This window comes from Streptomyces sp. NPDC048185 (genome assembly GCF_043202495.1).
In the GTDB taxonomy this organism is placed as follows: domain Bacteria; phylum Actinomycetota; class Actinomycetes; order Streptomycetales; family Streptomycetaceae; genus Streptomyces.
Genome location: NZ_JBIDAN010000001.1, coordinates 518564 through 541887 on the forward strand (window position 1 = coordinate 518564; position 23324 = coordinate 541887).

General features: G+C 73.6%; 22 protein-coding genes. 11 read left to right on the plus strand and 11 right to left on the minus strand.

Going from position 1 to position 23324, the window contains the following annotated elements; translation table 11 throughout:
• Nucleotides 1-78 precede the first annotated feature (78 nt).
• Together ACGF3H_RS02360 and ACGF3H_RS02365 are read left to right on the plus strand one after the other, a co-directional pair.
• On the plus strand, nucleotides 79-1107 hold the full coding sequence (locus ACGF3H_RS02360; protein ID WP_362495651.1) for an ATP-binding cassette domain-containing protein: 1029 nt from the start codon (nucleotides 79-81) through the stop codon (nucleotides 1105-1107).
• Nucleotides 1104-1916: an ABC transporter permease gene (locus ACGF3H_RS02365; protein ID WP_362495654.1), complete on the plus strand. Its 813-nt coding sequence runs from the start codon at nucleotides 1104-1106 to the stop codon at nucleotides 1914-1916. The genes ACGF3H_RS02360 and ACGF3H_RS02365 overlap by 4 nt, the downstream gene beginning before the upstream one ends.
• A gap of 5 nt (nucleotides 1917-1921) precedes the next feature.
• Here ACGF3H_RS02365 and ACGF3H_RS02370 read toward each other — a convergent pair whose 3' ends face one another.
• A complete protein-coding gene (locus ACGF3H_RS02370) occupies nucleotides 1922-5827 on the minus strand; it encodes a BTAD domain-containing putative transcriptional regulator (protein ID WP_362495656.1) in 3906 nt (1301 codons plus the stop codon).
• 159 nt (nucleotides 5828-5986) lie between these two features.
• Between ACGF3H_RS02370 and ACGF3H_RS02375 the strand changes: the two genes are divergently transcribed.
• Nucleotides 5987-6781: a site-2 protease family protein gene (locus ACGF3H_RS02375; RefSeq protein WP_362495659.1), complete on the plus strand. Its 795-nt coding sequence runs from the start codon at nucleotides 5987-5989 to the stop codon at nucleotides 6779-6781.
• Here the strand turns inward: ACGF3H_RS02375 and ACGF3H_RS02380 are convergent.
• Complete coding sequence (locus ACGF3H_RS02380; RefSeq protein ID WP_189228095.1) at nucleotides 6774-6962, minus strand: hypothetical protein; 189 nt, start codon at nucleotides 6960-6962, stop codon at nucleotides 6774-6776. The two genes, ACGF3H_RS02375 and ACGF3H_RS02380, sit on opposite strands and share 8 nt — an antisense overlap.
• Before the next feature lie 88 nt (nucleotides 6963-7050).
• Nucleotides 7051-7758 (minus strand): NADPH-dependent F420 reductase, encoded by a 708-nt coding sequence (gene npdG / locus ACGF3H_RS02385; RefSeq protein WP_362495662.1) that lies wholly within the window; start codon nucleotides 7756-7758, stop codon nucleotides 7051-7053.
• A 131-nt stretch (nucleotides 7759-7889) separates the two neighbouring features.
• Here npdG and ACGF3H_RS02390 point away from each other — a divergent pair, with 131 nt between their 5' ends.
• Nucleotides 7890-8492, plus strand: coding sequence for a hypothetical protein (locus tag ACGF3H_RS02390; protein ID WP_362495664.1), 603 nt, complete (start codon nucleotides 7890-7892; stop codon nucleotides 8490-8492).
• 285 nt (nucleotides 8493-8777) lie between these two features.
• Here ACGF3H_RS02390 and ACGF3H_RS02395 read toward each other — a convergent pair whose 3' ends face one another.
• Nucleotides 8778-9008: a hypothetical protein gene (locus ACGF3H_RS02395; protein WP_362495667.1), complete on the minus strand. Its 231-nt coding sequence runs from the start codon at nucleotides 9006-9008 to the stop codon at nucleotides 8778-8780.
• 57 nt (nucleotides 9009-9065) lie between these two features.
• Here ACGF3H_RS02395 and map point away from each other — a divergent pair, with 57 nt between their 5' ends.
• Nucleotides 9066-9923: a type I methionyl aminopeptidase gene (gene map / locus ACGF3H_RS02400; protein WP_362495671.1), complete on the plus strand. Its 858-nt coding sequence runs from the start codon at nucleotides 9066-9068 to the stop codon at nucleotides 9921-9923.
• Nucleotides 9924-9937: 14 nt separating this feature from the next.
• Here map and ACGF3H_RS02405 read toward each other — a convergent pair whose 3' ends face one another.
• Nucleotides 9938-10582, minus strand: coding sequence for a PhzF family phenazine biosynthesis protein (locus tag ACGF3H_RS02405; protein WP_362495674.1), 645 nt, complete (start codon nucleotides 10580-10582; stop codon nucleotides 9938-9940).
• 293 nt (nucleotides 10583-10875) lie between these two features.
• On the opposite strand from ACGF3H_RS02405, the gene efeO reads away from it, so the two are divergent.
• Genes efeO through ACGF3H_RS02425 form a run of 4 tightly spaced genes read left to right on the plus strand, consistent with a single transcriptional unit; the run spans nucleotide 10876 to nucleotide 15117 of the window.
• On the plus strand, nucleotides 10876-12030 hold the full coding sequence (gene efeO / locus ACGF3H_RS02410) for an iron uptake system protein EfeO (protein ID WP_362495677.1): 1155 nt from the start codon (nucleotides 10876-10878) through the stop codon (nucleotides 12028-12030).
• Between the two features lie 15 nt (nucleotides 12031-12045).
• Complete coding sequence (efeB, locus tag ACGF3H_RS02415; protein WP_362495680.1) at nucleotides 12046-13290, plus strand: iron uptake transporter deferrochelatase/peroxidase subunit; 1245 nt, start codon at nucleotides 12046-12048, stop codon at nucleotides 13288-13290.
• Between the two features lie 2 nt (nucleotides 13291-13292).
• Nucleotides 13293-14165: an iron uptake transporter permease EfeU gene (gene efeU / locus ACGF3H_RS02420; protein ID WP_362495683.1), complete on the plus strand. Its 873-nt coding sequence runs from the start codon at nucleotides 13293-13295 to the stop codon at nucleotides 14163-14165.
• On the plus strand, nucleotides 14125-15117 hold the full coding sequence (locus tag ACGF3H_RS02425) for a hypothetical protein (RefSeq protein WP_362495685.1): 993 nt from the start codon (nucleotides 14125-14127) through the stop codon (nucleotides 15115-15117). Before efeU ends, ACGF3H_RS02425 begins: the two co-directional genes overlap by 41 nt.
• 22 nt (nucleotides 15118-15139) lie before the next feature.
• Here ACGF3H_RS02425 and ACGF3H_RS02430 read toward each other — a convergent pair whose 3' ends face one another.
• Together ACGF3H_RS02430 and ACGF3H_RS02435 are read right to left on the minus strand one after the other, a co-directional pair.
• A complete protein-coding gene (locus tag ACGF3H_RS02430) occupies nucleotides 15140-15868 on the minus strand; it encodes a bifunctional DNA primase/polymerase (protein WP_362495688.1) in 729 nt (242 codons plus the stop codon).
• A gap of 91 nt (nucleotides 15869-15959) precedes the next feature.
• Entirely contained in the window at nucleotides 15960-16586 is a 627-nt protein-coding gene (locus ACGF3H_RS02435) for a TetR/AcrR family transcriptional regulator (RefSeq protein ID WP_362495690.1), read from the minus strand.
• 134 nt (nucleotides 16587-16720) lie between these two features.
• Here ACGF3H_RS02435 and ACGF3H_RS02440 point away from each other — a divergent pair, with 134 nt between their 5' ends.
• Nucleotides 16721-16897 (plus strand): DUF6243 family protein, encoded by a 177-nt coding sequence (locus ACGF3H_RS02440; protein ID WP_393816446.1) that lies wholly within the window; start codon nucleotides 16721-16723, stop codon nucleotides 16895-16897.
• 9 nt (nucleotides 16898-16906) lie between these two features.
• Here the strand turns inward: ACGF3H_RS02440 and ACGF3H_RS02445 are convergent, their stop codons facing one another.
• From ACGF3H_RS02445 to ACGF3H_RS02455, 3 genes are all read right to left on the minus strand, one after another.
• Entirely contained in the window at nucleotides 16907-17899 is a 993-nt protein-coding gene (locus tag ACGF3H_RS02445; protein ID WP_362495696.1) for a small ribosomal subunit Rsm22 family protein, read from the minus strand.
• 38 nt (nucleotides 17900-17937) lie between these two features.
• The gene (locus tag ACGF3H_RS02450) at nucleotides 17938-18987 is read right to left on the minus strand and encodes a serine hydrolase domain-containing protein (RefSeq protein WP_393583029.1); all 1050 of its coding nucleotides are present in this window, start codon (nucleotides 18985-18987) and stop codon (nucleotides 17938-17940) included.
• Between the two features lie 77 nt (nucleotides 18988-19064).
• On the minus strand, nucleotides 19065-20444 hold the full coding sequence (locus ACGF3H_RS02455) for a multidrug effflux MFS transporter (protein ID WP_362495698.1): 1380 nt from the start codon (nucleotides 20442-20444) through the stop codon (nucleotides 19065-19067).
• A gap of 84 nt (nucleotides 20445-20528) precedes the next feature.
• On the opposite strand from ACGF3H_RS02455, the gene ACGF3H_RS02460 reads away from it, so the two are divergent.
• A complete protein-coding gene (locus tag ACGF3H_RS02460; RefSeq protein WP_362495701.1) occupies nucleotides 20529-21566 on the plus strand; it encodes a Gfo/Idh/MocA family oxidoreductase in 1038 nt (345 codons plus the stop codon).
• On the opposite strand, the gene ACGF3H_RS02465 is transcribed toward ACGF3H_RS02460, so the two are convergent.
• Nucleotides 21553-23220 carry an alkaline phosphatase D family protein gene (locus tag ACGF3H_RS02465; protein WP_362495704.1) on the minus strand — a complete coding sequence of 556 codons (1668 nt, stop codon included), beginning with the start codon at nucleotides 23218-23220 and terminating at the stop codon, nucleotides 21553-21555. The two genes, ACGF3H_RS02460 and ACGF3H_RS02465, sit on opposite strands and share 14 nt — an antisense overlap.
• Nucleotides 23221-23324 lie beyond the last annotated feature (104 nt).

The window sequence follows — 23324 nt, forward strand, 5'->3', positions numbered from 1 at the left end:
GGTGGGATGTCGGCGGACGGGGCTCGCTGTCGGTGATTTGTCGGCGACTTGTCAGTGGGGGCTGACACTGTCCTCCCCATGAAGCGAATCGACGACGACCCCTCGGCCGCGAACAGCGCGGTCACCGTGCGGGGGCTGGTCAAGCACTACGGCGAGACCAAGGCGCTGGACGGCGTCGACCTGGACGTGCGCGAGGGCACCGTGATGGGTGTGCTCGGGCCGAACGGCGCCGGCAAGACCACCCTCGTCCGCATCCTGTCCACCCTCATCACCCCCGACGCCGGCGAGGCGTACGTCGCCGGCTACGACGTCGTACGGCAGCCCCGGCAGCTGCGGCGGGTGATAGGCCTCACCGGGCAGTACGCGTCCGTGGACGAGAAGCTCCCCGGCTGGGAGAACCTCTACATGATCGGGCGGCTGCTCGACCTGTCCCGCAAGGACGCCCGCGCCCGCGCCGACGAACTGCTGGAGCGGTTCTCGCTCACCGAGGCCGGCAAGCGGCCGGCGGCCACCTACTCGGGCGGCATGCGGCGCCGCCTCGACCTGGCCGCCTCCATGATCGGCCACCCGGCCGTCCTCTACCTGGACGAGCCCACCACCGGCCTGGACCCGCGCACCCGCAACGAGGTGTGGGACGAGGTCAAGCGCATGGTCGGCGACGGCGTCACCGTGCTGCTGACGACCCAGTACATGGAGGAGGCCGAGCAGCTCGCCTCCGAGCTGACCGTCGTCGACCGCGGCAAGGTCATCGCGAAGGGCGGCATCGAGGAGCTGAAGGCGAAGGTCGGCGGACGCACCCTGCGGGTCCGCCCGGTCGACCCGGCCCAACTGCGCCCGCTCGCCGCGTTCCTGGACGAGATGGGCATCACCGGGCTCGCCAACTCCACCGTGGACACCCAGCGCGGGTCCGTCCTGGTGCCGATCCTCAGTGACGAGCAGCTGACCGCCGTGGTCGGCGCGGTCACCGCACGCGGCGTCACCATCGCCTCCATCACCACCGAACTGCCCAGTCTGGACGAGGTGTTCCTGTCCCTCACCGGCCACCGCGCCAGTGCCCCGCAGGACACCACGCCCGCCACCGACACCCGCGAGGAGGTCGCCGTATGAGCGCCGCCACCGCCGTCCCCGCTCCCGACGCCCGGATCTCGCTGCGCGGGCACGTGCGCCACACCGGTGCACTGGTCCGCCGCAACCTGCTGTGGATCAGGCAGGACCCGGAGTCGATGTTCGACGCCATCCTGTTCCCGGTGATCTTCACACTGCTGTTCGTCTACGTCTTCGGCGGCTCCATCGGGCAGTCGCTGGGCGGCGGCCAGCAGGCCTACGTGCAGTACGTCGTGCCCGGCCTGATGGCCATGATGGGCATGAACATGGCCCAGGGCGTCGGCACCGGCTTCAACCAGGACTTCAACTCCGGGGTCATGGACCGCTTCCGGTCCCTGCCGATCGGGCGCGGCTCGGTGCTGTTCGCCAAGATCGCCGTGGAGCTGCTGCGGATGCTGTTCGCCACCGTGGTGCTGATGATCGTCGGCGTCCTCGTCGGCTTCGACATCACCAACTGGGCCGGGCTGCTGGCCTCCGTGGGGCTGTCGGTGCTGTTCGGCTCGGCCCTGATGTGGATCTTCCTCACGCTGGGCGTGATGATGAAGAACGCCCAGTCCGTGCAGGCGATGGGTTTCCTGGTGCTGATGCCGCTCCAGTTCGGCTCCTCGATCTTCGCGCCGACGCAGTCGATGCCGGGCTGGCTGGAGGCCTTCACCGACTACAACCCGCTGTCCAGCCTCGCCGACGCCGCGCGCGGCCTGATGGTGGGCGGTCCCGTCGCGCACGACCTGTGGATGACGGTGGGCTGGTCGGTGGCGCTCACCGCGGTGATGGCTCCGATCGCGATCCACAAGTTCCGTACGAAGGCCTGACGACGTCAGACCAGGGCACCGGCCTCCTCCGCCGTGAGGCCGGTGCCCTCGGCGTACGCGCTCTCGTAGGCCGGGTCGCCGAGGGCGGCGCGGGTCCAGTCGGTTGCGCGTTCGCGCACCTCGCGTTCCATGGCCTCCTCGACGTGGCCGGACGGGCGCATCGCGGCGGCGGCGCCCAGGCAGCGGGCTGCGTCCGCGGCTCGCCTTCCGCCGTCGACCCGCGCCAGCGACATGGCCGCGACCACCAGGTGCACCGAGCGCATCTGCGGCGCGATCGCGGCCGACAGCGGGTCGTCGCCGCGCGCCAGGGCCTTGCGGGCCTTGTCGAGGGCGGTGTCGTAGTGGCCGTCCACGGCGTCGATCCAGGACTCCGCCGAGAGGATGAAGGAGTCGAAGACGACGAAGTGGGCGATGGAGAAGTGCTCCCGCAGCAGCCGCAACTGCTCCCGGGCCTCACCGGTGCGGTCGGTGCGGACGAGCCAGCCGGCGAGGAAGAGGCGGGCGGCGGGCATGGCGCTGTTGTGTCCGCCGTCGTCGGTGCGCTCGACGACCTCGCGCAGGATCCGCTCGCCCCGCTCCCGGTGGCGGCCGTCCTCCAGCAGCGCGCTGCCGAGCCGGGCCTCGAGCACGTCGACCTGCGCGTGCGCCCCGAGCCGATCGGCGTACTCGGCGGCCGCCTCGTAGTCGGCGGCGGCGAGCAGGTACTCGCCCCGGCGTTCGCGGGCCTCGGCGCGGGCGGAGAGGGCCTCGGCGAGGCCCCACTCGTCGCCGAGCCGCCGGAAGATCTCCAGTGACTCGTCGGCGTCGCGGGTCGCGTCGGGGACGATGTCGCTGCGGTGGCTCGCGAAGTTGGCCCGCCACTGCAGGGCGCAGGCCAGTTCCCACTCGTAGCCCGGCGTCTCGCGGCAGGTGCGCACGGAGGCGTCGATGCTCTTCGCCAGGCGCTCGATGTCGCCGGTGAGCATCACGGCGAAGAACCAGAACAGGCCCGGGCTGCGGCAGGTCTGCGGCAGCCCCGGCCGGTAGGTGGCCGCGATCGCCCGCAGCTTCGCCTGGGCCTGCGGCGTCTGCCAGGCGTCCAGTTCGGTGTCCATGCAGGCCAGGTGGGCCAGGTGCACGCCGCGCCGGGCTTCGGCGAGGACCTCGCCGGTCATCGGGGGCGGGGCGCTGGTGCACCGCTCCTCGACCGGCTCCGCGGGCCGGGGCGGATCGGTGAACGGGTTCGGGCCGAGCGCCATGACCTCCTGGCACCAGCCGCGGGCCTCCAGCCGCAGGTCGCGGACGTGCCAGTACCAGGCCAGCGACAGCGTCAGGCAGAGCGCCTCCTGCTCGTCGCGCACCGCGACGGCGTGCCGCAGGGCGGTGCGGACGTTCTCGTACTCGCGTTCCAGACGGGCGATGGCGGTGAGCTGGCCCGGGCCGCGCAGCAGCGGGTCGGTGGTGCGGGCCAGTTCGCGGTAGTGGGTCAGGTGGGCCCGTTCGGCGCCGGCGCGGGCGCCGGTCTCGTCGAGGCGTTCGGCGGCGTACTCGGCGACGGTCTCCAGCAGGCGGTAGCGCATCTCCCCGTCGCCGGCGGGGGCGGCGACGACCAGGGACTTGTCGACCAGGGAACCGAGCGCGTCCAGGGCGGCCGGCCCGCACACGGCCTCGGCGGCGGCCAGGTCGCAGCCGCCCGCGAACACCGACAGGCGGCCGAGGACCTCGCGTTCGTCCTCGTCCAGCAGTTCCCAGGACCAGTCGACGACCGCGCGCAGCGTCTGCTGGCGGGGCAGGACGGTGCGGCTGCCGGAGGTGAGCAGGCGGAAACGGTCGTCGAGGCGGTCGGCGATCTGGCGCGGGGTGAGCATCCGCAGCCGGGCGGCGGCCAGTTCGATGGCGAGCGGCAGGCCGTCGAGGCGGCGGCAGATCTCGGCGCAGGCCGCCGCGGTCTCCTCGTCGGCGTCGGGGCGGAAGCCGGAGCGGGCGGCGGCTCCCCGGTCGGCGAGCAGCCGCAGCGCGGCGGGCTCGGGCAGCGGCTCGACCGGGCGCAGCAACTCCCCCGGTACGCCGAGGGGTTCGCGGCTGGTGGCGAGGACGGTCAGGTGGGGGCAGCGGGCGAGCAGCTCCTCGGCGAGGTGCGCCGCGGCGTCGACGACGTGCTCGCAGTTGTCGAGGACGATCAGCATGCGGCGCCGGCCGCAGTGCTCGACGAGACGCTCGACGGCGGTGGCCCGGCGGTCGGTCGCGGTGACGGCCCGCATCTCCTCGGCGCCGGCGCCGTACAGCACGGTCTCGCGGGCGCCGAGGGCCGTGAGCACGGCCTCCGGTACGGCGTCGGGGTCGTCGACGGGGGCGAGTTCGGCCAGCCACACGCCGTCCTGCGCCGAGTCGCCGGCGCCCTCGGCGGCCTCCTGCGACAGCCGGGTCTTCCCGGCGCCGCCGGGCCCGAGCAGCGTGACGAGCCGCGCGGTCGCCAGGTCGGCGCGCAGCGCCTGGATGTCACCGTCCCGCCCGACGAACGAGGTGAGCCGGGCACGCAGATTCCCCCGGGGACGGAAGCCCACCTCGGGGGCGGACGCGCCGAGCCCTCCCGGAGCGGCGGGGCGGGCCGCGGGGCCGGTGGGCGACGCAGCGCCGGTGGGCGTGGAGGCGGGGGTGAGTGCTGCGGCACCGGGGTGCTCCGCGGGGCCGGGGTGCTCCGCGGGGCCAGGGTGCTCCGCGGGGCCAGGGTGCTCCGCGGGGCCGGGGTGCTCCGGAGAACCGGCATGCGCCGCGAGGCTCGGGTGCCCCGGGGAACCGGCATGCGCCCCAGGACCGGGGTGTCCGGGGGAACCGGCATGCGCCCCAGGACCGGAGTGTCCGGGGGACCCGACATCCGCCCCAGAACCCGGATGCCCCGCAGACCCGACATCCGCCCCAGAACCCGGATGCCCCGGAGACCCGGCGCGCGCCGTTGGGTCGGCGAACCCCTCGGGGCCGGACGGGGCCCCTGGACCGGCCTGCGTCGCAGAACCGACGGCCTCCGCAGGGCCGGCCTGCGTCGCAGAACCGGCCTGCGTCGCAGAACCGACGGCCTCCGCAGGGCCGGCCGGCCCCGTGGGAGCGGGCGGCCCCGCAGGGGCGGGGCCGGCGGGTCGCGTGCCCTGGGTGGGCTTCGGGTGCCTTCGGGTGCCGGGGTGGGCCGCGGAGCCGTCGGCGGCCTCCGAGGGGTTGAGCAACTCCCCGTGCAGCGCGCGCAGCTCGGGTCCCGGGTCGGCGCCGAGGCGGTCCGCGAGCACGCGTCGTACGCCCTCGTAGGCGGCCAGCGCCTCGGCGGTGCGGCCGGTGTCGCGCAGGGCGCGCAGCCGCAGGGCCTGGAGGGGCTCGTCCAGGGGATGGCCGTCGCACAGCGCGGTCAGCTCGGGCAGGGCGAGTTCCGCCCGCCCGAGCTCCAGGGCGGCGGCGTGGCGGCCGCGCAGCGCGTCCAGGTGCCGGGTCTCCCAGCGGGCCGCCTCGGCGGTGCGGTCGGGCAGGTCGGCGAGGACGGGGCCGCGCCACAGGGCGAGGGCGTCGTCGAGGAGCTCGGCGGCCTTGTCCGGGTCGCCGTCGGCGAGCGCGCGGGAGCCCTCCCCGGCCAGCCGGTCGAAGCGGTGGAGGTCGATGTCGTCGGGGGCGGCGGTGAGCCGGTAGCCGCCGTCGGCGGAGGCGACCGCGGCCGCGCCGAGCGCCCGGCGCAGCCGTCCGACCAGGGCCTGAAGGGCGCCCGGCGCGTCGGCGGGCGGGTCGGCGCCCCACACCTCCTCCACCAGCAGCCCCACGGGCACGGCACGGCCGGGCCTGAGGGCGAGCACGGTCAGCAGGGCGCGCAGCCGCGCCCCGCCGACGGGGACGGCCGTGCCGTCGGAGCGGAGTGCCTGGGTGGTGCCGAGGATGCGATAGCGCACGGAGCCCATTGTCCCTGGTGCCGTCGGCGCCGGTCACGGGGTTTGTCCGGTGCGGCGTGGCAGCGCCCGGCCGGGGCCTCGCCGAACACCTGCCCCGCCGGGTACGGTCGGGCAGTCCCCGTGCCCCACGGGTCCCGCCGTGCGTACGCAAGCCAGTCAGGGAGTCCCATGACCGCCGCCACCACCCGTCCCAGCGACCGGCGGATCAGTCCCGTGTTCCTCGGCATCCTGGCCGTCACGGCGGTCACGGGATGGGCCACCTGGACCGGCTTCGCCGAGCAGCCGGGCGTGGCCGTGTTCCTCTTCGTGACGGCCGCGTGGATCGTCTCGCTGTGTTTGCACGAGTACGCCCACGCGCGCACCGCGCTGCACAGCGGCGACATCTCGGTCGGCGCGAAGGGCTATCTCACGCTGAACCCGGTGAAGTACACGCACGCGCTGCTGAGCATCGTGCTGCCCGTGCTGTTCGTGATCATGGGCGGGATCGGTCTGCCGGGCGGTGCGGTGTTCATCGAGCGGGGCCGCATCCGCGGGCGCTGGCGGCACAGCCTGATCTCGGCCGCGGGCCCCCTGACGAACGTGCTGTTCGCCGCCGTGTGCACGGCCCCGTTCTGGCTGGACGCGCTGGACGGCGTGCCGCGCGACTTCCGGCTCGCGCTCGCCTTCCTCGCGCTGCTCCAGGTCACGGCCGCGATCCTTAACTTCCTGCCGGTGCCGGGCCTGGACGGCTACGGGGTGGTCGAGCCCTGGCTGTCGTACGGCGTGCGGCGGCAGGTGGAGCCGTTCGCGCCGTTCGGGCTGCTGTTCGTGTTCGCGCTGCTGTGGCTGCCGGCGGTCAACGGCGTGTTCTTCGACGCGGTCGACTCGATCCTGCGCGGGCTGGGCATCAGCGACTTCGACTCGTACTGCGGCTTCGAGCTGTACCGGTTCTGGCAGACGGACGAGTTCTGCTCGGTCAGTTAGCGACCGACTCGCGGCGCGGGGTCCGGCCGCGCTTGACGTAGTACCAGCACATGTTGGACGACACGCCCGTCAGCAGCACCCAGACGACGCCGATCAGCACGCTGCCCTGCACGAAGGAGACGACGGCGGCGACCACGGCGAGCACGCAGACGATCAGGGCGTAGACGGCGAGGCGGGGCATGGGCGGGGCTCCTGTCGGGGGACACGTGCGGGTACTGCGGATACCGCCGGCAGACGCGTACCGGCACTCACCAGTGTCCCCCATCGCCTCATACGTCGGTGACGCGGAGCCCGGCGTGTGCCTTGTAGCGGCGGTTGACGGAGATCAGGTTGGCGACCAGCGACTCGACCTGGTGGGCGTTGCGCAGCCGTCCGGCGAAGACGCCGCGCATGCCGGCGATGCGGCCGGCGAGGGCCTGGACGATCTCCACGTCGGCGCGCTCCTCGCCGAGCACCATGACGTCGGTGTCGATCTCGTCGATCTCCGGGTCCTGGAGGAGGACGGCCGAGAGGTGGTGGAAGGCGGCGGCGACCCGGCTGTCCGGCAGCAGGGCGGCGGCCTGCTCGGCGGCGCTGCCCTCCTCGGGCTTGAGGGCGTAGGCGCCCTTCTTGTCGAATCCGAGCGGGTTGACGCAGTCGACGACGAGCTTGCCGGCCAGTTCCCCGCGCAGGGACTGGAGGGTCTTGCCGTGGCCCTCCCACGGAACGGCGACGATCACGATGTCGCTGCGGCGGGCGGTCTCGGCGTTGTCGGCGCCCTCGACGCCGTGCCCGATCTCCTCGGCGGCGGCCCGGGCGCGCTCGGCGGCACGGGAGCCGACGATCACCTTCTGGCCGGCCTTGGCGAGGCGGTAGGCGAGGCCCTTGCCCTGCGGGCCGGTCCCGCCGAGCACGCCGACCACGAGCCCGGAGACGTCGGGCAGGTCCCAGGGGTCCTTGGCGGGGGCCTTCTGTGCGGCACTGTCGGTAGAGGTCATGGCCCGACCCTACGTCCGGCCCGGCCGTCGCACCGGTCCGGGTGCCGCCCGGCGCGACGCCGTCCCCGGGTCGGGGGAATCCGGGGCGAACGCCGGGACGGGCGGGCGGGGTTGCGGCAGGATGCGGGCGCATGGACGCCGTACGGGTAGCGCTGCTGCGGGACGTGCTCGCCGGGACCGAGTGGCTGGGGGCCACCCGGCGGTTCGCGGGGGCGCTGCGGGGGTCGGTGGTGCCGCACGGGGGCGGGCTGCTGCTGGTGGGCACGGCGGAGTACGAGCCGTGGCACCTGGCGGCCCACCTGGTGGACGAGGCCGCCTGGTCGGGGACGCCGGAGCTGGCGCCGACCCTGGTGCGGCACGGCGCGCGTCCGTCGGACCCGGCGCATCTGGCGGTGGGGCTGGGGCGGCTGGCGGCGGCCCGGCGCGGGGAGACGCTGCTGGTGGTGACGCCCGACGATCCCGGCGCCCCGCTGCTGGAGCGGGTGCACGACGCCCGGCGGGCCGGCGCGACGGTGCTGGCGCTGGGCAGCGGCGAGCGGGAGCTGACGGCCATGGCGCACGAGACGCTGACCGTGCCGGAGGGCGCCGAGCTGGACCTGGACACGGTGCAGCACCTGGTCAGCGCGGCGGCGGGCGAGAACGCGGTACCGCCTCCGCGGGGCCGGCGCCGCTTCCGTGACCGTCTGTCCCGGCTGACCGACCACCTGACGGCGCCGCCGCCTCCGCACTGGTGAGGCGGGGGTCCGGCACCCCCTGGGAGGCGCCCCGGCCCTCACCCCGCCGGCCGCGCGTGACGTTCGGGCACCGGGAGAGGCACGGCTGCCCGCGGCCGGGTCCGGGAACCGTCGCTCGCGGCGTCCGTCGTGCGGGCGCCGGCGCGGCCCGGCGGGACGCTGCGCGCCGGTGCGGTGGGCCTGCCGGCGCCGTGCCCGCCTGGGCTCACGGCGCAGGACGTCCGGACGAACGAGCACGCGGTGCGGCTGCGCGGGTGACGCGCAGCCGCCGTGCCGGGTGTCGGATCAGTCGTCGTCCCCGCGGCCGGCCCGGGCGTCGTGCCACTTGGGGTCGTTCTCCCATTCCAGGTTCCGCTCGCGGGCGGTCTGCATCGCCTGCTCGGCCTCCGTCCGGGAGGCGTACGGCCCGAACCGGTCCTTGGCCGGACACTCCGGGCCCTCCTCGACCTTCTTGTGCTCCAGGCAGTAGTACCACTCGCCCGGTTTTCCGACCGTGCGCTTCTTGAACAGGGCCATGACCAGCTCCTCTCGCCACCGACATGTTCCCCCGTGCCCGCTGGTTAGACTCGCGGCATGTCTGGCCAGTCGCTGCTCGTACCAGGGGAGCTGTCTCCCACCCGTTCCGTACCCGGAAACATCCGCCGGCCCGAGTACGTCGGCAAACCGGCGCCGACGCCGTACACCGGCCCCGAGGTGCAGACGCCCGAGACGATCGAGGCGATGCGCGTGGCCGGGCGGATCGCGGCGCAGGCGATGGCCGAGGCCGCGAAGCTGATCGCGCCGGGCGTGACGACGGACGAGCTGGACCGGGTCGCGCACGCGTACATGTGCGACCACGGCGCCTACCCCTCGACGCTCGGCTACCGCGGTTTCCCGAAGTCCCTGTGCACCTCCGTCAACGAGGTGATCTGCCACGGCATCCCGGACTCCACCGTGCTGCGCGACGGTGACATCGTCAACCTCGACGTGACGGCCTACATCGGCGGCGTGCACGGCGACAACAACGCGACCTACCTGGTCGGCGACGTGGACGAGGAGAGCCGGCTGCTGGTCGAGCGGACCCGGGAGTCCCTGGCCCGCGCGATCAAGGCGGTCAAGCCGGGCCGGCAGATCAACATCATCGGCCGGGTCATCGAGTCGTACGCGAAGCGGTTCGGGTACGGGGTGGTGCGGGACTTCACCGGGCACGGGATCAACTCGTCGTTCCACTCGGGGCTGATCGTCCCGCACTACGACAGCCCGCACGCGACGACGGTCATGCAGCCCGGGATGACCTTCACGATCGAGCCGATGCTGACGCTCGGGACGCACGAGTACGACATGTGGGACGACGGCTGGACGGTCGTGACGAAGGACCGCAGGCGGACCGCCCAGTTCGAGCACACCCTGGTGGTGACGGACACCGGCGCGGACATCCTCACGCTGCCCTGACCGGCCGCCGGCCGTCACCGCTCCAGGCGCACCCGTCCCCCGATCTCGATCCATCCCCCGGGCTGGGGCGCCGTGAGGATCTGTGAGCCGGCCCCCTGCGTGATGTTGAGGGCGCGGCCCAGCCGCTCGGTCAGCAGCAGGGCCGCGGCCCCCGTCGCCTCGTCCTCGTCGATGCCGTCGTCGCGGCCGGGGAAGGCGCGGGCCCGGACGCGCCCCGCCGCCTCGTCCTCCCAGGCCCAGGCATAGACCCACTCCCCCTTCGGCGGCACCGGCAGCGCGTCGACCTCGGCGACGGAGGCGTAGCGACGCAGCGTGCGGGGCGGCGCCCACTCGGGGCGTGCCTCGATCCAGCTGAACTCGCCGTCCTGCCGGGCGCCCACCACTCCGGCGGGGGTGACGAGTTCGGGCACGTCCAGCAGCCAGGCCGTGCCGACGCAGGGGTGGCCGGCGAACGGCAGGCGCAGGGTGGGCGTGTAGATGTCGACGGCACCGCGCTCGGGGTCGTCCACGAACACGGTCTCGCTGAAGCCGAGTTTGCCGGCGAGTTCCTGCCGCTCGTCCCGGCCGGGCAGCACGGAGCCGTCCCGGACCACGCCGAGCTCGTTGCCGTAGCCGCCGTTCGGCGCGCAGAAGACGCGCAGTACGTCGTAGTCAGTCACCGGGGCATTCAAGCACCGCCGCGGGCCGGGACCCGACTCGAAGGCCGGGCGGGGCGGCCGGGCGCGCCCGGGGCCGCGAGGGTCGTCCCGCGACGCACCTTTTGACGTTCCTTTGACCTTCCTGTGAACGCGGCTTTGAGCCACCGTGACCGGACCGTGCTCATACACCGTCCATGAGATTCGGATCACCGCTTCGACGGCTGGCACTTAGGAAATCCTTAGGTACGTTAGGCGAGCCTCACCTTCCCTATGAGGTCCGTCACGCGTACTTTCGGCCATCCCTTGGAGCCCGCATGCGAGCCGCCAGACTCTCCGTCGTCACCGCCGTCGCCACCGCGGCGGCCCTGACCGCCGTGACGGGATGCGCCGAGAAGAGCGACTCGGCGAACGGCGACCACGTCGTCACCGTCACGGCGAAGGACGACGCGTGCGACGTGTCGGCGAAGGAGTTCCCGGCCGGGCACGTCGAGCTCGCCATCGAGAACAAGGGGTCCAAGGTCACCGAGGTCTACCTTCTGTTCCCCGACGACCGCGTGGTCACCGAGCGGGAGAACATCGGCCCCGGCACCAAGCAGCGGGTCACCGCCGAGGTGAAGGCCGGCGACTACCGGATCGCCTGCAAACCCGGCATGAAGGGCAAGGGCATCCGCCAGGACGTCAAGGCCACCGGTGGCAAGGCCGCCAAGCGCGACCCGCGCCTGGACGGGGCCGTGGCCGCCTACCGGCAGTACGTGCAGCAGCAGGCCGACGAGACGCTGCCGAAGGCCGAGGCGTTCGCGAAGGCCGTCCGGGCCGGTGACCTGGAGGCCGCGAAGAAGGCGTACGCGCCGTCCCGCATCGGCTGGGAGCGCACCGAGCCGGTCGCGGAGTCCTTCGGCGACATCGACCCGCAGGTCGACGTCCGCGAGGACGGCCTGGAGGAGGGCCAGGACCCGGCGACCGACTGGACCGGCTGGCACCGCCTGGAGAAGGCGCTGTGGCAGGACAAGGAGATCGGCGACCGCGAGAAGGAACTCGCCGGCACCCTGGTCACCGACCTGAAGGACTGGCAGAACCGCGTCGGCACCGCCGACATCACCCCGACGTCCATGGCCAACGGCGCCAAGGAACTCCTCGACGAGGTCGCCACCGGCAAGGTCACCGGCGAGGAGGAGCGCTACTCGCACACCGACCTGGTCGACTTCAAGGCCAACGTCGAGGGGGCCCAGAAGTCCTACGAGCTGCTGAAGCCCGTCGCGCGGGAGAACGACGCGGCGCTGACGGCGGACCTCGACAAGCAGTTCGCCGCGCTGGACAAGCTGCTCGACCAGTACCGGCCCGGCCCGGCGTCGTACGAGTTCACCTCCTACGACAGGGTCGGCAAGGCCGGCCGCAAGGAGCTGTCGGACGCGGTGAACGCGCTCGCCGAGCCGCTGTCCAAGCTCGCCGCCGCCGTGGTCGGCAAGTAGCACCGGAGGACGACGATGACGGACACGGACGGCAGGGCGCAGGCTCCGTCGCGCCGGGCGCTGATCGGCTGGGGCGGCGCGGGACTCGCCCTCGGCGCCGCGGCGGCCGGCGGGGCGATGGCGATGGCCCGCACCGGCGACGACGTGGACCCGGCCGGTGCCGACGCGGTCGGCTTCCACGGCGCGCACCAGGCGGGCATCGCCACCCCGGTGCAGGACCGGCTGCACTTCGCGGCGTTCGACGTGACCACCGACGACCGCGCCGAGTTCGTCCGGCTGCTCAAGGACTGGACGGCCGCGGCCCGGCGGATGACCGCCGGGGAGCCCGTCGGCGAGGGTGCCTACGGCGGACTGGCCGAGGCCCCGCCGGACGACACCGGCGAGGCGCTGGGGCTCAAGCCGTCCCGGCTGACGCTCACCATCGGCTTCGGACCGTCCCTGTTCGGGAAGTTCGGCCTCGCCGGGCAGCGCCCCGAGGCACTGGTCGACCTGCCGAAGTTCCCCGGCGACAACCTCGACCGGAACCGCAGCGGCGGCGACCTGTGCGTGCAGGCCTGTGCGGACGATCCGCAGGTCGCCGTGCACGCGATCCGCCAGCTGGCCCGCATCGGCTTCGGCAAGGTCGTCGTGCGCTGGTCCCAGCTGGGCTTCGGCAAGACCTCCTCGACGACGGCGGACGCGCAGACCCCGCGCAACCTGTTCGGGTTCAAGGACGGCACCCGCAACATCTCGGGCACGGAGACGGAACGGCTGGACGAGTTCGTCTGGGCCGGCGCGAAGGACGGCCCGGACTGGATGACCGGCGGTTCCTACCTGGTCGCCCGGCGCATCCGCATGCACATCGAGACCTGGGACCGCACCTCGCTGCAGGAGCAGGAGGACGTCTTCGGCCGCGACAAGGGCGAGGGCGCCCCGGTCGGCAAGGCCAAGGAGCGCGACGAGCCGTTCCTGAAGGCGATGAAGCCCGACGCGCACGTGCGGCTCGCGCACCCCGACGCCAACGGCGGGGCGACGATCCTGCGCCGCGGCTACTCGTTCACCGACGGCACCGACGGTCTGGGCCGCCTGGACGCGGGCCTGTTCTTCCTCGCCTACCAACGCGACGTGCGCAGCGGCTTCATCCGCGTCCAGCGCAATCTGGCGACGGACGCGCTCAACGAATACATCCAGCACGTGGGTTCGGCGGTCTTCGCGATCCCGCCCGGCGTCCGTGACGCGGACGACTGGTGGGGCAGCACGCTGTTCGCCAAGGAGGCGTAGCCGTGTTCTCCAACTACCTGATCGGACTGCGTGAGGGCCTCGAGGCCTCCCTCGTCGTCTGCATCCTCATCGCCTACCTGGTCAAGACGGGCCGCCGGGACGCGCTGAAGCCGATCTGGGCCGGCATCGGCGTCGCGGTCGCCATCGCGCTCGGCTTCGGCTGCGTCCTCGAATTCGGTTCGCAGGAACTGACGTTCAAGGCGCAGGAGGCCCTCGGCGGCTCGCTGTCGATCGTCGCGGTGGTGCTGGTGACGTGGATGGTGTTCTGGATGCGGCGCACCGCCCGCCACCTGAAGTCGGAGCTGCACGGCAGGCTCGACGCGGCCCTGAAGATGGGCACGGGCGCGCTGGTGGCCACCGCGTTCCTCGCCGTGGGCCGCGAGGGCCTGGAGACCGCCCTGTTCGTGTGGGCGTCGGTGCACGCGGCGAGCGACGGCACCCCGCGCCCGCTGGTCGGCGTGGCCCTGGGCCTGGCGACGGCGGTGCTGCTCGGCTGGCTGTTCTACAAGGGCGCGGTGCGCATCAACCTGGCGAAGTTCTTCACCTGGACCGGCGGGATGCTGGTCGTCGTGGCCGCGGGCGTGCTGGCGTACGGGGTGCACGACCTGCAGGAGGCCGACCTGCTGCCCGGCCTGACGAAGCTGGCCTTCGACATCAGCGACACCGTCGACCCGTCGAGCTGGTACGGCACCCTGCTGAAGGGCGTGTTCAACTTCCAGCCCGACCCGACCGTCCTCCAGGTCACGGTGTGGCTGCTGTACCTGGTCCCGGCGCTCGCGCTGTTCCTCGCCCCGGTAGGGTTCGCCTCCGGGAAGGGGAAGGTGAAGGAACCTGATGAGCAGGGATCGCGGCCCTCGAAGGCCCCGCAGGCTTGACCGGAGCGCACTGATAGCGGCCTCGGTGACGGCTTTGTCGTTGTCGGCGAGCGGCTGCGTGGTGGTGCACGGCGAGCGCGAGGTGCTCCCCGCGACCACCCGGGCCGAGGCCGCGAAGGCGCTGGAGCAGTTCACGGACGCGTACAACGATGCCGACAAGGCCTACGACGGCTCCCTGGACGCCGAGTACACCACCGGCGCCCTCGCCGCCATCGACTCGGCGCGGCTGAAGGCCGGCCGGGCCAACAACCCGGGCGGCAATCCCTCTCACTCGCCGCTGGAGCTGACGGACGCGAAGTTCACCATCCCCGCGAAGGCCGGCTGGCCGCGCTGGTTCGTCGCGGACACCAGGGCGAACAAGGGCGGTGAGGCGCGCTGGCTGCTGGTGTTCACCCGGGACGGTCTGGAGGACCCCTGGGAGGTGGCGTACCTGACGCTGGTCGCCCCCGGTGACGTGCCCGAGTTCAAGACCGACGAGGACGGCTGGGCCGAGGCCGTCCCCGCGAACTCCACGGAACTGGCCGCGGCGCCCGCCGGGTTGAGCGAGGACTACGCGGCGTACCTGAAGGACGGCGGGAAGACCTTCGCGGACGGCGCGCACACCAGCGCGTGGCGGGAGCTGCGCAAGAAGCGGTCGATCAGGCCGGGCCTGGTCACCCAGTACATCGACGAGCCGCTGACCGACGGCGACTACGCGCCGCTGGCGTTGCGCACGAAGGACGGCGGGGCGATGGTGTTCTTCACCACGCGCCACTTCGAGAAGCAGACCGCCGCGCAGGGCACCTCCGTGCCCACGCCGAACAAGGACGTGCTGGCGCTGACGGACGGCGAGATCAAGCAGTCGCTGACGATGGAGTTCGTCTCCAACGAGGTCGCGCTGGACCCGGCGGGCGGCGGTCAGGTGTCCGTCCTGGGCCGTATTCAGGGCATGACGTCGGCGAAGGGCGAGTAGCGCCCGCGCGGCCGGGCGGCGCTCAGCGGCGCAGCGGCCAGGCGGTGCCGGCGTGGTCGCTCTCCTCGCCGACGTGCCGGGCGCAGGCGTCGGTGAGGGTCTCCAGCAGGGTCAGCGGGTCGGGCAGCGGGTGCTCGGGTCCGCGTACCCAGTGCACGGCCCGGTCCTCGCCGGGCAGCCGGGCGGGGGGTACGAGCACGTAGGAGCCGCGGCAGTGCCAGCGCAGGCCGGGGTGCTCGTCCATGGTCTCGGGGTGGCAGTCCAGCTCGCACGGCCACCACTCGTCCTCCTGCTCGGGGGTGCCGCGGGTGAGGGTGAAGAACAGCATGCGGCCGTCGTCGCTCTCGGCGACGGGCCCGACCTCGACGCCCGCTTCGAGCAGCCGCCGCAGGGTCTCGCGACCGGCGTCGAGGGGCACGTCGAGGACGTCGTGCACCATGCCGGTCGCGGTGATGAAGTTGGCCTGCGGCTGGTGCCGGACCCAGCGCTCGAGCTGTGCCCGGTCGGTGGTGCACTGCGTCTGCCAGGCGAAGGACACCGGGTGCCGGGCGGGGGTGGGACAGCCGACGCGCTCGCAGGAGCAGCGGTAGCCGACGGGGTGGGCGGCGGGCGCGAGGGGCAGTCCCGCGGCGGCGGCGGCGAGCAGCAGGGACTCCCGGTCGCCGTCACCGGCGGCCTCCTTCGGGCGGCCCTTGCGCAGCCACTGGGAGAGTTTGTCCCGCAGGGTCCGGCCACCGAAGTCCGCGCTCATCTATCCCCTCGCCTCGCCGTCGTGCGCATCAGCATGCCCTATGGTCGCACCATTCCGCGCTTCGGGGTCGGGAAGGGACAAACCTCACTGGTCAGCGGGGGGCGAGGCCGTACAGCGCGTAGTCGACGAGGGTGTCGGTGTAGTCGTGCGAGATCGGCGCCGTGTACTGCAGCCAGCGCTGGGCGAGCGGGGAGACGAAGAGTTCGAGGGCGACGCGCGGGTCGACCTCCGGCCGCATCTGCCCGGCCTCCTGGGCGGCGCGCAGCCGGTCGACGTAGAGCTGGAGCGACGGCTCCAGCAGCTTGGTGACGAACGCCCGGCCGAGCTGCTCGTTGACGACGCCCTCCGCCGCCAGGGCGCGGGAGGGGGCCTCGAACTTCGGGTCGTGCAGCTGGTCGACCGTGGCGCGCAGCACGGCCTTCAGGTCGGCGGCGAGGTCGCCGGTGTCCGGGATCGCGTACGTGTCCTGCTGCCCCTGGGCCTCCACGGCCTGCTCCTGGAGGTCGAGGAAGGCTTCCAGCAGGACCTCCGCCTTGGAGGACCACCAGCGGTAGATGGTCTGCTTGCCCACGCCGGCACGGGCGGCGATGCCCTCGATGGTGGTCCTGGGGTAGCCGACCTCGGCGACGAGCGCGAGGGCGGCTTCGTAGATGGCCCGGCGTGACCTCGCGCTGCGGCGTGTGACGTCGGGGACCTGGGTGGGTTTCTGGGTGGCCATGGCCCGAATTTATCAGTTGACAAGACGGTGCGTCTCGCCTGACAGTGAGGGAACAACAGCGCGAGACGAACCGTCTCGTTCTCCTGAGTGCGAAGGGACGGTGAGCTCCGATGACCCGAGGCGGAGCCGGAAACATGCTGGGTGTGGGCGGCGCGCGCCGCAATCTCGGCCGCAGGGCCCTGCGCGGCGGCGGGCCGGGCGACCGGGTCGGCGGCGCGCAGGACGCGCGGGCCCAGAAGCGGGAGCTGCTGCGCAGGCTCCGGGAACAACGGGAGGAGGCGGCCCGGAAGGAGTCGGAGCCCGAGTCCTGACCAGCGGTACTAGCGGTCCGCGGCCGGGGGCCACGGGTCACCCCAGTCCGCGTCGCGGGCCGCCTTGTACAGGTCGCCGTGGCGCTTGGTGACCGTCCGGCGGCGGAGCTGCTCGTCCGCCTCGCACAGGTCGAGCAGGACCTGCCCCTTGCGGATCTGCGGGCGCCGCACGACGCGGGAGGGGGCGGGGGCGACCGGGAAGCGGGCGGCGGCGACGTAGCTGAACTTCTCGTCCTCGTAGGCGAGGGAACCGCCCTTGACCTGGCGGTGCAGGGAGGAGCGGCTGACCCGCGCCGCGAAGTGGCACCAGTCCGTGCCCGGGACGATGGGGCAGGCGGCGCTGTGCGGGCAGGGGGCGGCGACGTGGAAGCCGGCGGCGACCAGCCGGGCGCGGGCCTCGATGACGCGGGCGTAGCCGTCCGGGGTGCCCGCCTCGACGATCACGACGGCCCGGGCGGCGCCGGCGGCGGCGTCGACGAGGGCGGCCCGGTCGGCGGGGGTCAGTTCGTTGAGGACGTAGGAGACGGTGACGAGGTCGGTGGACCCGACGGTGAGCCCGGCGCCGATCCGGGCGCGCTGCCAGCGGACGTCGCGCAGGGCCGGGTCGGCGGCGGCGATCTCCTTGCCGAGGGCGAGCGCCGGCTCGGCCCAGTCGAGCACGGTCACCGGGCGGGTGCCGCCCCAGGTGTCGCTGACGGCCCAGGTCGCCGCGCCGGTCCCGCCGCCCACGTCCACGTGGCTCGCGGGCGCCCACCCGGGCACGGCCGCCGAGAACTCCGCGAGCGCCGACCGTACGGCGGCGAAGGTCGCCGGCATGCGGTACGCGGCGTACGCGACGACGTCCGCGCGGTCCCGCAGGATCGGGGCGTCGGTCGGGGTGGCCCCGCGGTAGTTGGCGATCAGCCGTTCGACGGCCTGCGCGGCCTGGCTGGGCGGAAGCCCGTCGACGAGGCCGGCGAGGGCGGTGCGCAGGGTGTCGGCGGGGGCGGCGGGGGCGTTCACCCGGGAATTCTACGGCGCCGGGGCGGACGCGCGGTCCGTCAGATCGCCCGCACCGCCCGCGCCACCCGTGTCCCCAGCGTCGCCCGCGGCCCGTTGTCCGGCGGCCGGCGGCGCGGGTGGACCGTGTTGGCCAGCAGGATCGCGAACGTGTCCGTCGCGCGGTCGAGGACCAGCATCGTGCCCGTGAACCCGGTGTGCCCCGCCGCCCCGCGCCCCGCCAGCTCCCCCATGAACCACGGCTGGTCGACCGCGAAGCCGAGCCCCGGCTCCCCGAGGAGCAGCTCCACGAAGTCGGGCCCGAGGATGCGCGCGGGCCCGTACGAGCCGCCCGCCAGCAGCGCCCGGCAGAAGACCGCGAGATCCCGGCCGGTCGAGAACAGTCCCGCGTGCCCCGCCACCCCGCCCAGCGCCCAGGCGTTCTCGTCGTGGACGACGCCCCGCAGCATTCCCCGGTCCGCCTTGGCCCACGGCCGCCGCTGGTCCTCCGTCGCCGCCGCGCCCGGGCACGGCCCGAAGCCCGTCGCGGTCATGCCCAGCGGCCGGGTGATCCCGTCCCGCACGAGGACGTCGAGGCCGCGCCCGCCCACCCGCTCCAGCACATGCTGCAGGAGCAGCATGTTCAGGTCGGAGTAGCAGTACGTCCCCGGCACCCCGACCGGCGGTTCCGCGCGCAGCCGCCGCAGGCGTTCCCCGTCGTCGGCGCAGTCGTACAGCGGCAGTTCGGGCCGCAGCCCGGAGGTGTGCGTGAGCAGTTGCCGCACGGTGACGCCGTGCGCGGCGGCCCCGCGGAAGTCGGGCAGGTAGGCCCCCACCTCCGCGTCCATGCCGAGCGTGCCGCGTTCGATCTGCTGCACGGCGGCGACCGCGGTGAACAGCTTGGTCAGCGACGCCAGGTCGAAGGGCGTGTCGACGGTCGCCGGCACCCGGGAGCCGGCCGGCAGCTCCACGCCCGTGCCGGTGTCCGGGTCGTACGACGCGTACCGCACGGCCCACCCCGCCGCCTCCTCGACGGCGAGCACCGGCCCGCGCCCCACGGCCACGACGGCACCCGCCGCCCAGGGCCGCTCGCCCGCCGTGAGCGCGTGCACGTCCGCCACGACACGGCGGAGCTGCCCGGGGTCGAGTCCGGCCCGTTCCGGGGTGTCGCCGCGCAGTCTCGGAGCGCTCAGCTCTCCGCCCCCTTCTCCGCTCCCGTCTCCGCTGCCCGCGCGGGCGCACGCCCCGCGTCCGCGCCCGGACGCCCGGCCGAGGGCCGGCACAGGCCCAGGAAGCAGCCCAGCGCCACCACCGCCGCCCCGAGCTGGACGATCGCCATCGGCAGGGCGGTGTCCTTCCCGGCGATCCCGACCAGCGGGGAGGCGACGGCGCCGATGAGGAAGGAGGACGTGCCGAGCAGTGCGGACGCGGAGCCGGCGGACTGCTCGACCCGCATCAGCGCGAGAGCCTGGGTGTTGGGCAGGCTGATGCCCATCGCGGACATCAGCACGAACAGCGCGGCGGCGATCGGCGCGAGCCCGACCTCGCCGAAGACGCCGAGGGCCATCAGCAGCAGCGCGGTCGCGGCGGCGATGACGACGAGCAGGCCGATGCCCAGCACCCGGTCCAGGCTGACCCGCCCGACGAGGACCTTGCCGTTGATCTGTCCGACGACGACCAGGCCGATCGAGTTGAGCCCGAACAGCAGGCTGAACGTCTGCGGGGAGGCGCCGTAGATCTCCTGGACGACGAACGGGGACGCCGAGATGTAGGCGAACAGCGCCGCGAAGGCGAAGCCGCCGGCGAGCATGTACCCGGTGAAGGCCCGGTCGGCGAGCAGGCCGCGCATCGAGCGGAGCGTGTCGGCGACCCCGCCGGCGTGCCGTTCGGCCTCCGGCAGCGTCTCGGGCAGCTTGGCCCACACGACCCCGCCCAGCACCACCCCGACCACGGTGAGCACGACGAACACGCCCCGCCAGTCCGTCACCCGCAGGATCTGCCCGCCGATGAGCGGCGCGACGACCGGGGCGACGCCGGAGATCAGCATGAGGGTGGAGAAGAAGCGGGCCATGGCCACACCGTCGTACAGGTCGCGCACGACGGCCCGCGCGATGACGATGGCGGCGGCCCCCGCGAGGCCCTGTGCCAGCCGGAAGGCGACCAGCAGCTCGACGGTGGGCGCGAGCGCGCACAGCGCGGTGGCCACGACGTAGACGGCGAGGCCGGTCAGCAGCGGGCGGCGGCGGCCCCACTTGTCGCTCATCGGGCCGACGACGAGCTGGCCGAGGGCCATGCCGGCCAGGCAGGCGGTGAGCGTCAGCTGGACGGTCGCCGCCGGCGCGCGCAGGGACTCGGTGACCTCCGGCAGCGAGGGGAGGTACATGTCCATCGCCAGCGGCGGGGTGGCGGTCAGGCCGCCGAGGACGAGCGTGACGAGCAGTCCGGTGCGGCGCCCGGCGCGCGGCGGGCGGACGGCCGGAATCGTGACCGGCCCGGCCGCCCGTGGCGTGTTCGGTTGTGTGGTGTTCGACGGTGACGCGTGCGGTGCGGACGGCCCGCGCTCGGGCATGAGCCCCTCCCTGTTCTACGGATCCGGCACCTATGCTCTCAGCTCGTACGGACGTGTTGGAACGTGAGCGAGGGTGGGGACAGGGTGGCCGAGCAGAGGGTGCGCTGGGGGATTCTGGCGACCGGCGGCATGGCGGCGACGTTCACGGCGGATCTGGTCGATCTGCCGGACGCCGAGGTCGTGGCGGTCGCCTCGCGGACCGAGGCGTCGGCGAAGGCGTTCGCGGACCGGTTCGGGATACCACGGGCGTACGGCGACTGGGAGTCGCTGGCCCGGGACGAGGACGTCGACGTGGTGTACGTCGCCACTCCGCACGCGGCGCACCGCACCGCCGCCGGCCTCTGTCTGGAGGCGGGCCGGAACGTGTTGTGCGAGAAGCCGTTCACGCTGAACGCGCGCGAGGCGGGGGAACTGGTCGCGCTGGCGCGGGAGCGCGGGGTCTTCCTGATGGAAGCGATGTGGATGTTCTGCAATCCGCTCGTGCGGCGCCTGAAGGCGCTGGTGGAGGACGGCGCGATCGGCGAGGTCCGCAGTGTCCAGGCGGACTTCGGACTGGCGGGCCCCTTCCCTCCGGCGCACCGGCTGCGGGACCCGGCGCAGGGCGGCGGCGCGCTGCTCGACCTGGGCGTGTACCCGGTGTCGTTCGCGCAGCTGCTGCTCGGTGAGCCGTCGGACGTCGCGGCGCGGGCGGTGCTCTCGGAGGAGGGGGTCGACCTCCAGACGGGTGCGCTGCTCTCCTACGACACCGGCGCGCTGGCCTCGGTGCACTGCTCCATCACCGGGGGCACGCCCAACTCCGCCTCGGTCACCGGGTCCCTGGGCCGGATCGACGTGCCCTACGGCTTCTTCTTCCCGGACCACTTCGTGCTGCACCGGGACGGCCGCGAACCCGAGAGGTTCACGGCCGACCCGGCCGACGGGCCCCGCGCGAGCCTCAAGCACGAGGCGCGGGAGGTGATGCGGGCGCTGCGGGCCGGTGAGACGGAGTCGCCGCTGGTCCCGCTGGACGGCACCCTCGCCGTGATGCGGACGCTCGACGCGATCCGGGAGCGCGTCGGCGTCCGCTACCCCGGCGAGCGGCCCGGTGCGGTGGCCGCGTCGCGCGAGGTCACGCCGGCTTGAGGCCCTGGTCCCCGACCTCCGTGACGAAGGAGGCGGCGGTGGTGAGCGGCGCGCCCTCGGTGGTCACGTGGGACACCGTCTTGAAGTCGGCGCGCGCCAGCTCCTTGCCGAGGGACACCGTGGCGTAACCGCGCAGGCCGTTGTAGAACCGCAGGTGCGGGTTGGCGGCCAGGTAGGTGTCCCAGTTGGACGGCTTCTCGGAGCCGTTGCCGCCGCTGGTGACGGAGGAGGTGACGATCTCCGTGCCCAGGGTCCGGGAGTCCGGGTCGGAGAAGTCGCGCTTGATGTCGAAGCCGTAGTGCACGTGCACGTCGCCGGTGAGGACCATCAGGTTCTCCACACCGGCGGCCTGCGCGCCGGCCAGCACCCGTTCGCGGGAGGCCGGGTAGCCGTCCCAGGAGTCCATGGAGACCTTGGCCGGGGTGGTGGTGGCGCTGTACCGCTGGGAGAAGGTGACCTGCTGGGGCACCACGTTCCACACGGCGTCCGAGCGGTGCCAGCCGTTGATCAGCCAGCGCTCCTGGGCGTCGCCGGTCAGGGTGCGGCCCGGGTCCTCGGACTCGGGGCCGGGGTACTGCCAGCCGTCGCCGTAGGCCTGGTCGGAGCGGTACTGGCGGGTGTCGAGCACGTCGAACTGGGCGAGCCGGCCCCAGTGCAGCCGGCGGTACAGCTTCAGGTCCGGCCCCTCGGGAAGCTGGGGGCGCCGCAGCGGCATGTTCTCCCAGTAGGCCCGGTAGGCGGCGGCCCGGCGCAGCAGGAACTCCTCCGGCGGGACGCTGTTCTCCGGGGTGTCGCCCGCGTAGTTGTTCTCGGTCTCGTGGTCGTCCCAGGTGACGACGAAGGGGTGCGCGGCGTGCGCGGCCCGCAGGTCGGGGTCGGACTTGTAGAGGGCGTACCGCAGGCGGTAGTCCTCCAGCGTCACCGTCTCGTGGTCGAACAGGTCCGGCAGGGTGCCGGCCGGGTAGGCGCGGGAGCCTCCGGCGGAGTTGACGGCGTACTCGTAGAGGTAGTCGCCGAGGTGGAAGACGACGTCCACGTCCTCCTCGGCGAGGTGCCGGTAGGCGGTGTAGTAGCCCTGGTCGTAGCGCTGGCAGGAGACCAGGCCGAAGGTGAGCTCGGCGGTGCGGCTGCGGGCCGGGGGCGCGGTGCGGGTGCGTCCGACGGGGCTGACGAAGCGGCCGGCGCGGAAGCGGTAGTAGTAGACGTGGCCCGGGGCGAGGTGGTCGACCTCGACGTGGACGGTGTGGTGGAACTCGGGGTGGGCGGTGGCGGTGCCCCGTCTGACGACGCGGCGGAAGCGTTCGTCGAGGGCGAGCTCCCAGCCGACGTCGACGCGTTTCGCGGGCAGTCCGCTGTCGGCCTGGTACGGCGCGGGGGCCAGGCGCGTCCACAGCAGGACGGAGTCCGGCAGCGGGTCGCCCGAGGCGACGCCGAGTGTGAAGGGGTCGCCGGTGAGCCGGGCCGGGTCGAGTTCGGCGGCGCTCGCGGTGCCGGCGGCGGGCAGGTTGACGGAGAAGGCGAGCGCCGCGGCGGCGCCGGTGACGGTCAGGAAGCGGCGGCGGCCCAGGTGGCGGGCGGCGGCGCGGAGTTCGGGCGCGTGCGGGGCCGGGGTGGCCTGAACAGGGCTGGGGGCCTGGTGGTTCGCGGGTGTCATCCGTTCCTCCCCTTGCGGTGGGTGCAGGGGGCATTCGAATGGCCGGGAACGACGCCACCTTGGCGCGGACATGACGGGCCCGTGTCGGACGGATGAGTTCCGCA

Excerpts from the sequence above, each read along its gene's own strand:
- efeB (WP_362495680.1), top strand. The coding sequence starts at position 12,046 with ATGACGGACACGGACGGCAGGGCGCAGGCTCCGTCGCGCCGGGCGCTG.
- ACGF3H_RS02440 (WP_393816446.1), top strand. The coding sequence starts at position 16,721 with ATGCTGGGTGTGGGCGGCGCGCGCCGCAATCTCGGCCGCAGGGCCCTG.
- ACGF3H_RS02360 (WP_362495651.1), top strand. The coding sequence starts at position 79 with ATGAAGCGAATCGACGACGACCCCTCGGCCGCGAACAGCGCGGTCACC.
- ACGF3H_RS02430 (WP_362495688.1), bottom strand. The coding sequence starts at position 15,868 with ATGAGCGCGGACTTCGGTGGCCGGACCCTGCGGGACAAACTCTCCCAG.
- efeO (WP_362495677.1), top strand. The coding sequence starts at position 10,876 with ATGCGAGCCGCCAGACTCTCCGTCGTCACCGCCGTCGCCACCGCGGCG.
- ACGF3H_RS02380 (WP_189228095.1), bottom strand. The coding sequence starts at position 6,962 with ATGCCCCGCCTCGCCGTCTACGCCCTGATCGTCTGCGTGCTCGCCGTG.
- ACGF3H_RS02375 (WP_362495659.1), top strand. The coding sequence starts at position 5,987 with ATGACCGCCGCCACCACCCGTCCCAGCGACCGGCGGATCAGTCCCGTG.
- ACGF3H_RS02395 (WP_362495667.1), bottom strand. The coding sequence starts at position 9,008 with ATGGCCCTGTTCAAGAAGCGCACGGTCGGAAAACCGGGCGAGTGGTAC.
- map (WP_362495671.1), top strand. The coding sequence starts at position 9,066 with ATGTCTGGCCAGTCGCTGCTCGTACCAGGGGAGCTGTCTCCCACCCGT.
- ACGF3H_RS02370 (WP_362495656.1), bottom strand. The coding sequence starts at position 5,827 with ATGGGCTCCGTGCGCTATCGCATCCTCGGCACCACCCAGGCACTCCGC.
- ACGF3H_RS02435 (WP_362495690.1), bottom strand. The coding sequence starts at position 16,586 with ATGGCCACCCAGAAACCCACCCAGGTCCCCGACGTCACACGCCGCAGC.
- npdG (WP_362495662.1), bottom strand. The coding sequence starts at position 7,758 with ATGACCTCTACCGACAGTGCCGCACAGAAGGCCCCCGCCAAGGACCCC.
- ACGF3H_RS02465 (WP_362495704.1), bottom strand. The coding sequence starts at position 23,220 with ATGACACCCGCGAACCACCAGGCCCCCAGCCCTGTTCAGGCCACCCCG.
- ACGF3H_RS02425 (WP_362495685.1), top strand. The coding sequence starts at position 14,125 with ATGAGCAGGGATCGCGGCCCTCGAAGGCCCCGCAGGCTTGACCGGAGC.
- ACGF3H_RS02455 (WP_362495698.1), bottom strand. The coding sequence starts at position 20,444 with ATGCCCGAGCGCGGGCCGTCCGCACCGCACGCGTCACCGTCGAACACC.
- ACGF3H_RS02365 (WP_362495654.1), top strand. The coding sequence starts at position 1,104 with ATGAGCGCCGCCACCGCCGTCCCCGCTCCCGACGCCCGGATCTCGCTG.
- ACGF3H_RS02390 (WP_362495664.1), top strand. The coding sequence starts at position 7,890 with ATGGACGCCGTACGGGTAGCGCTGCTGCGGGACGTGCTCGCCGGGACC.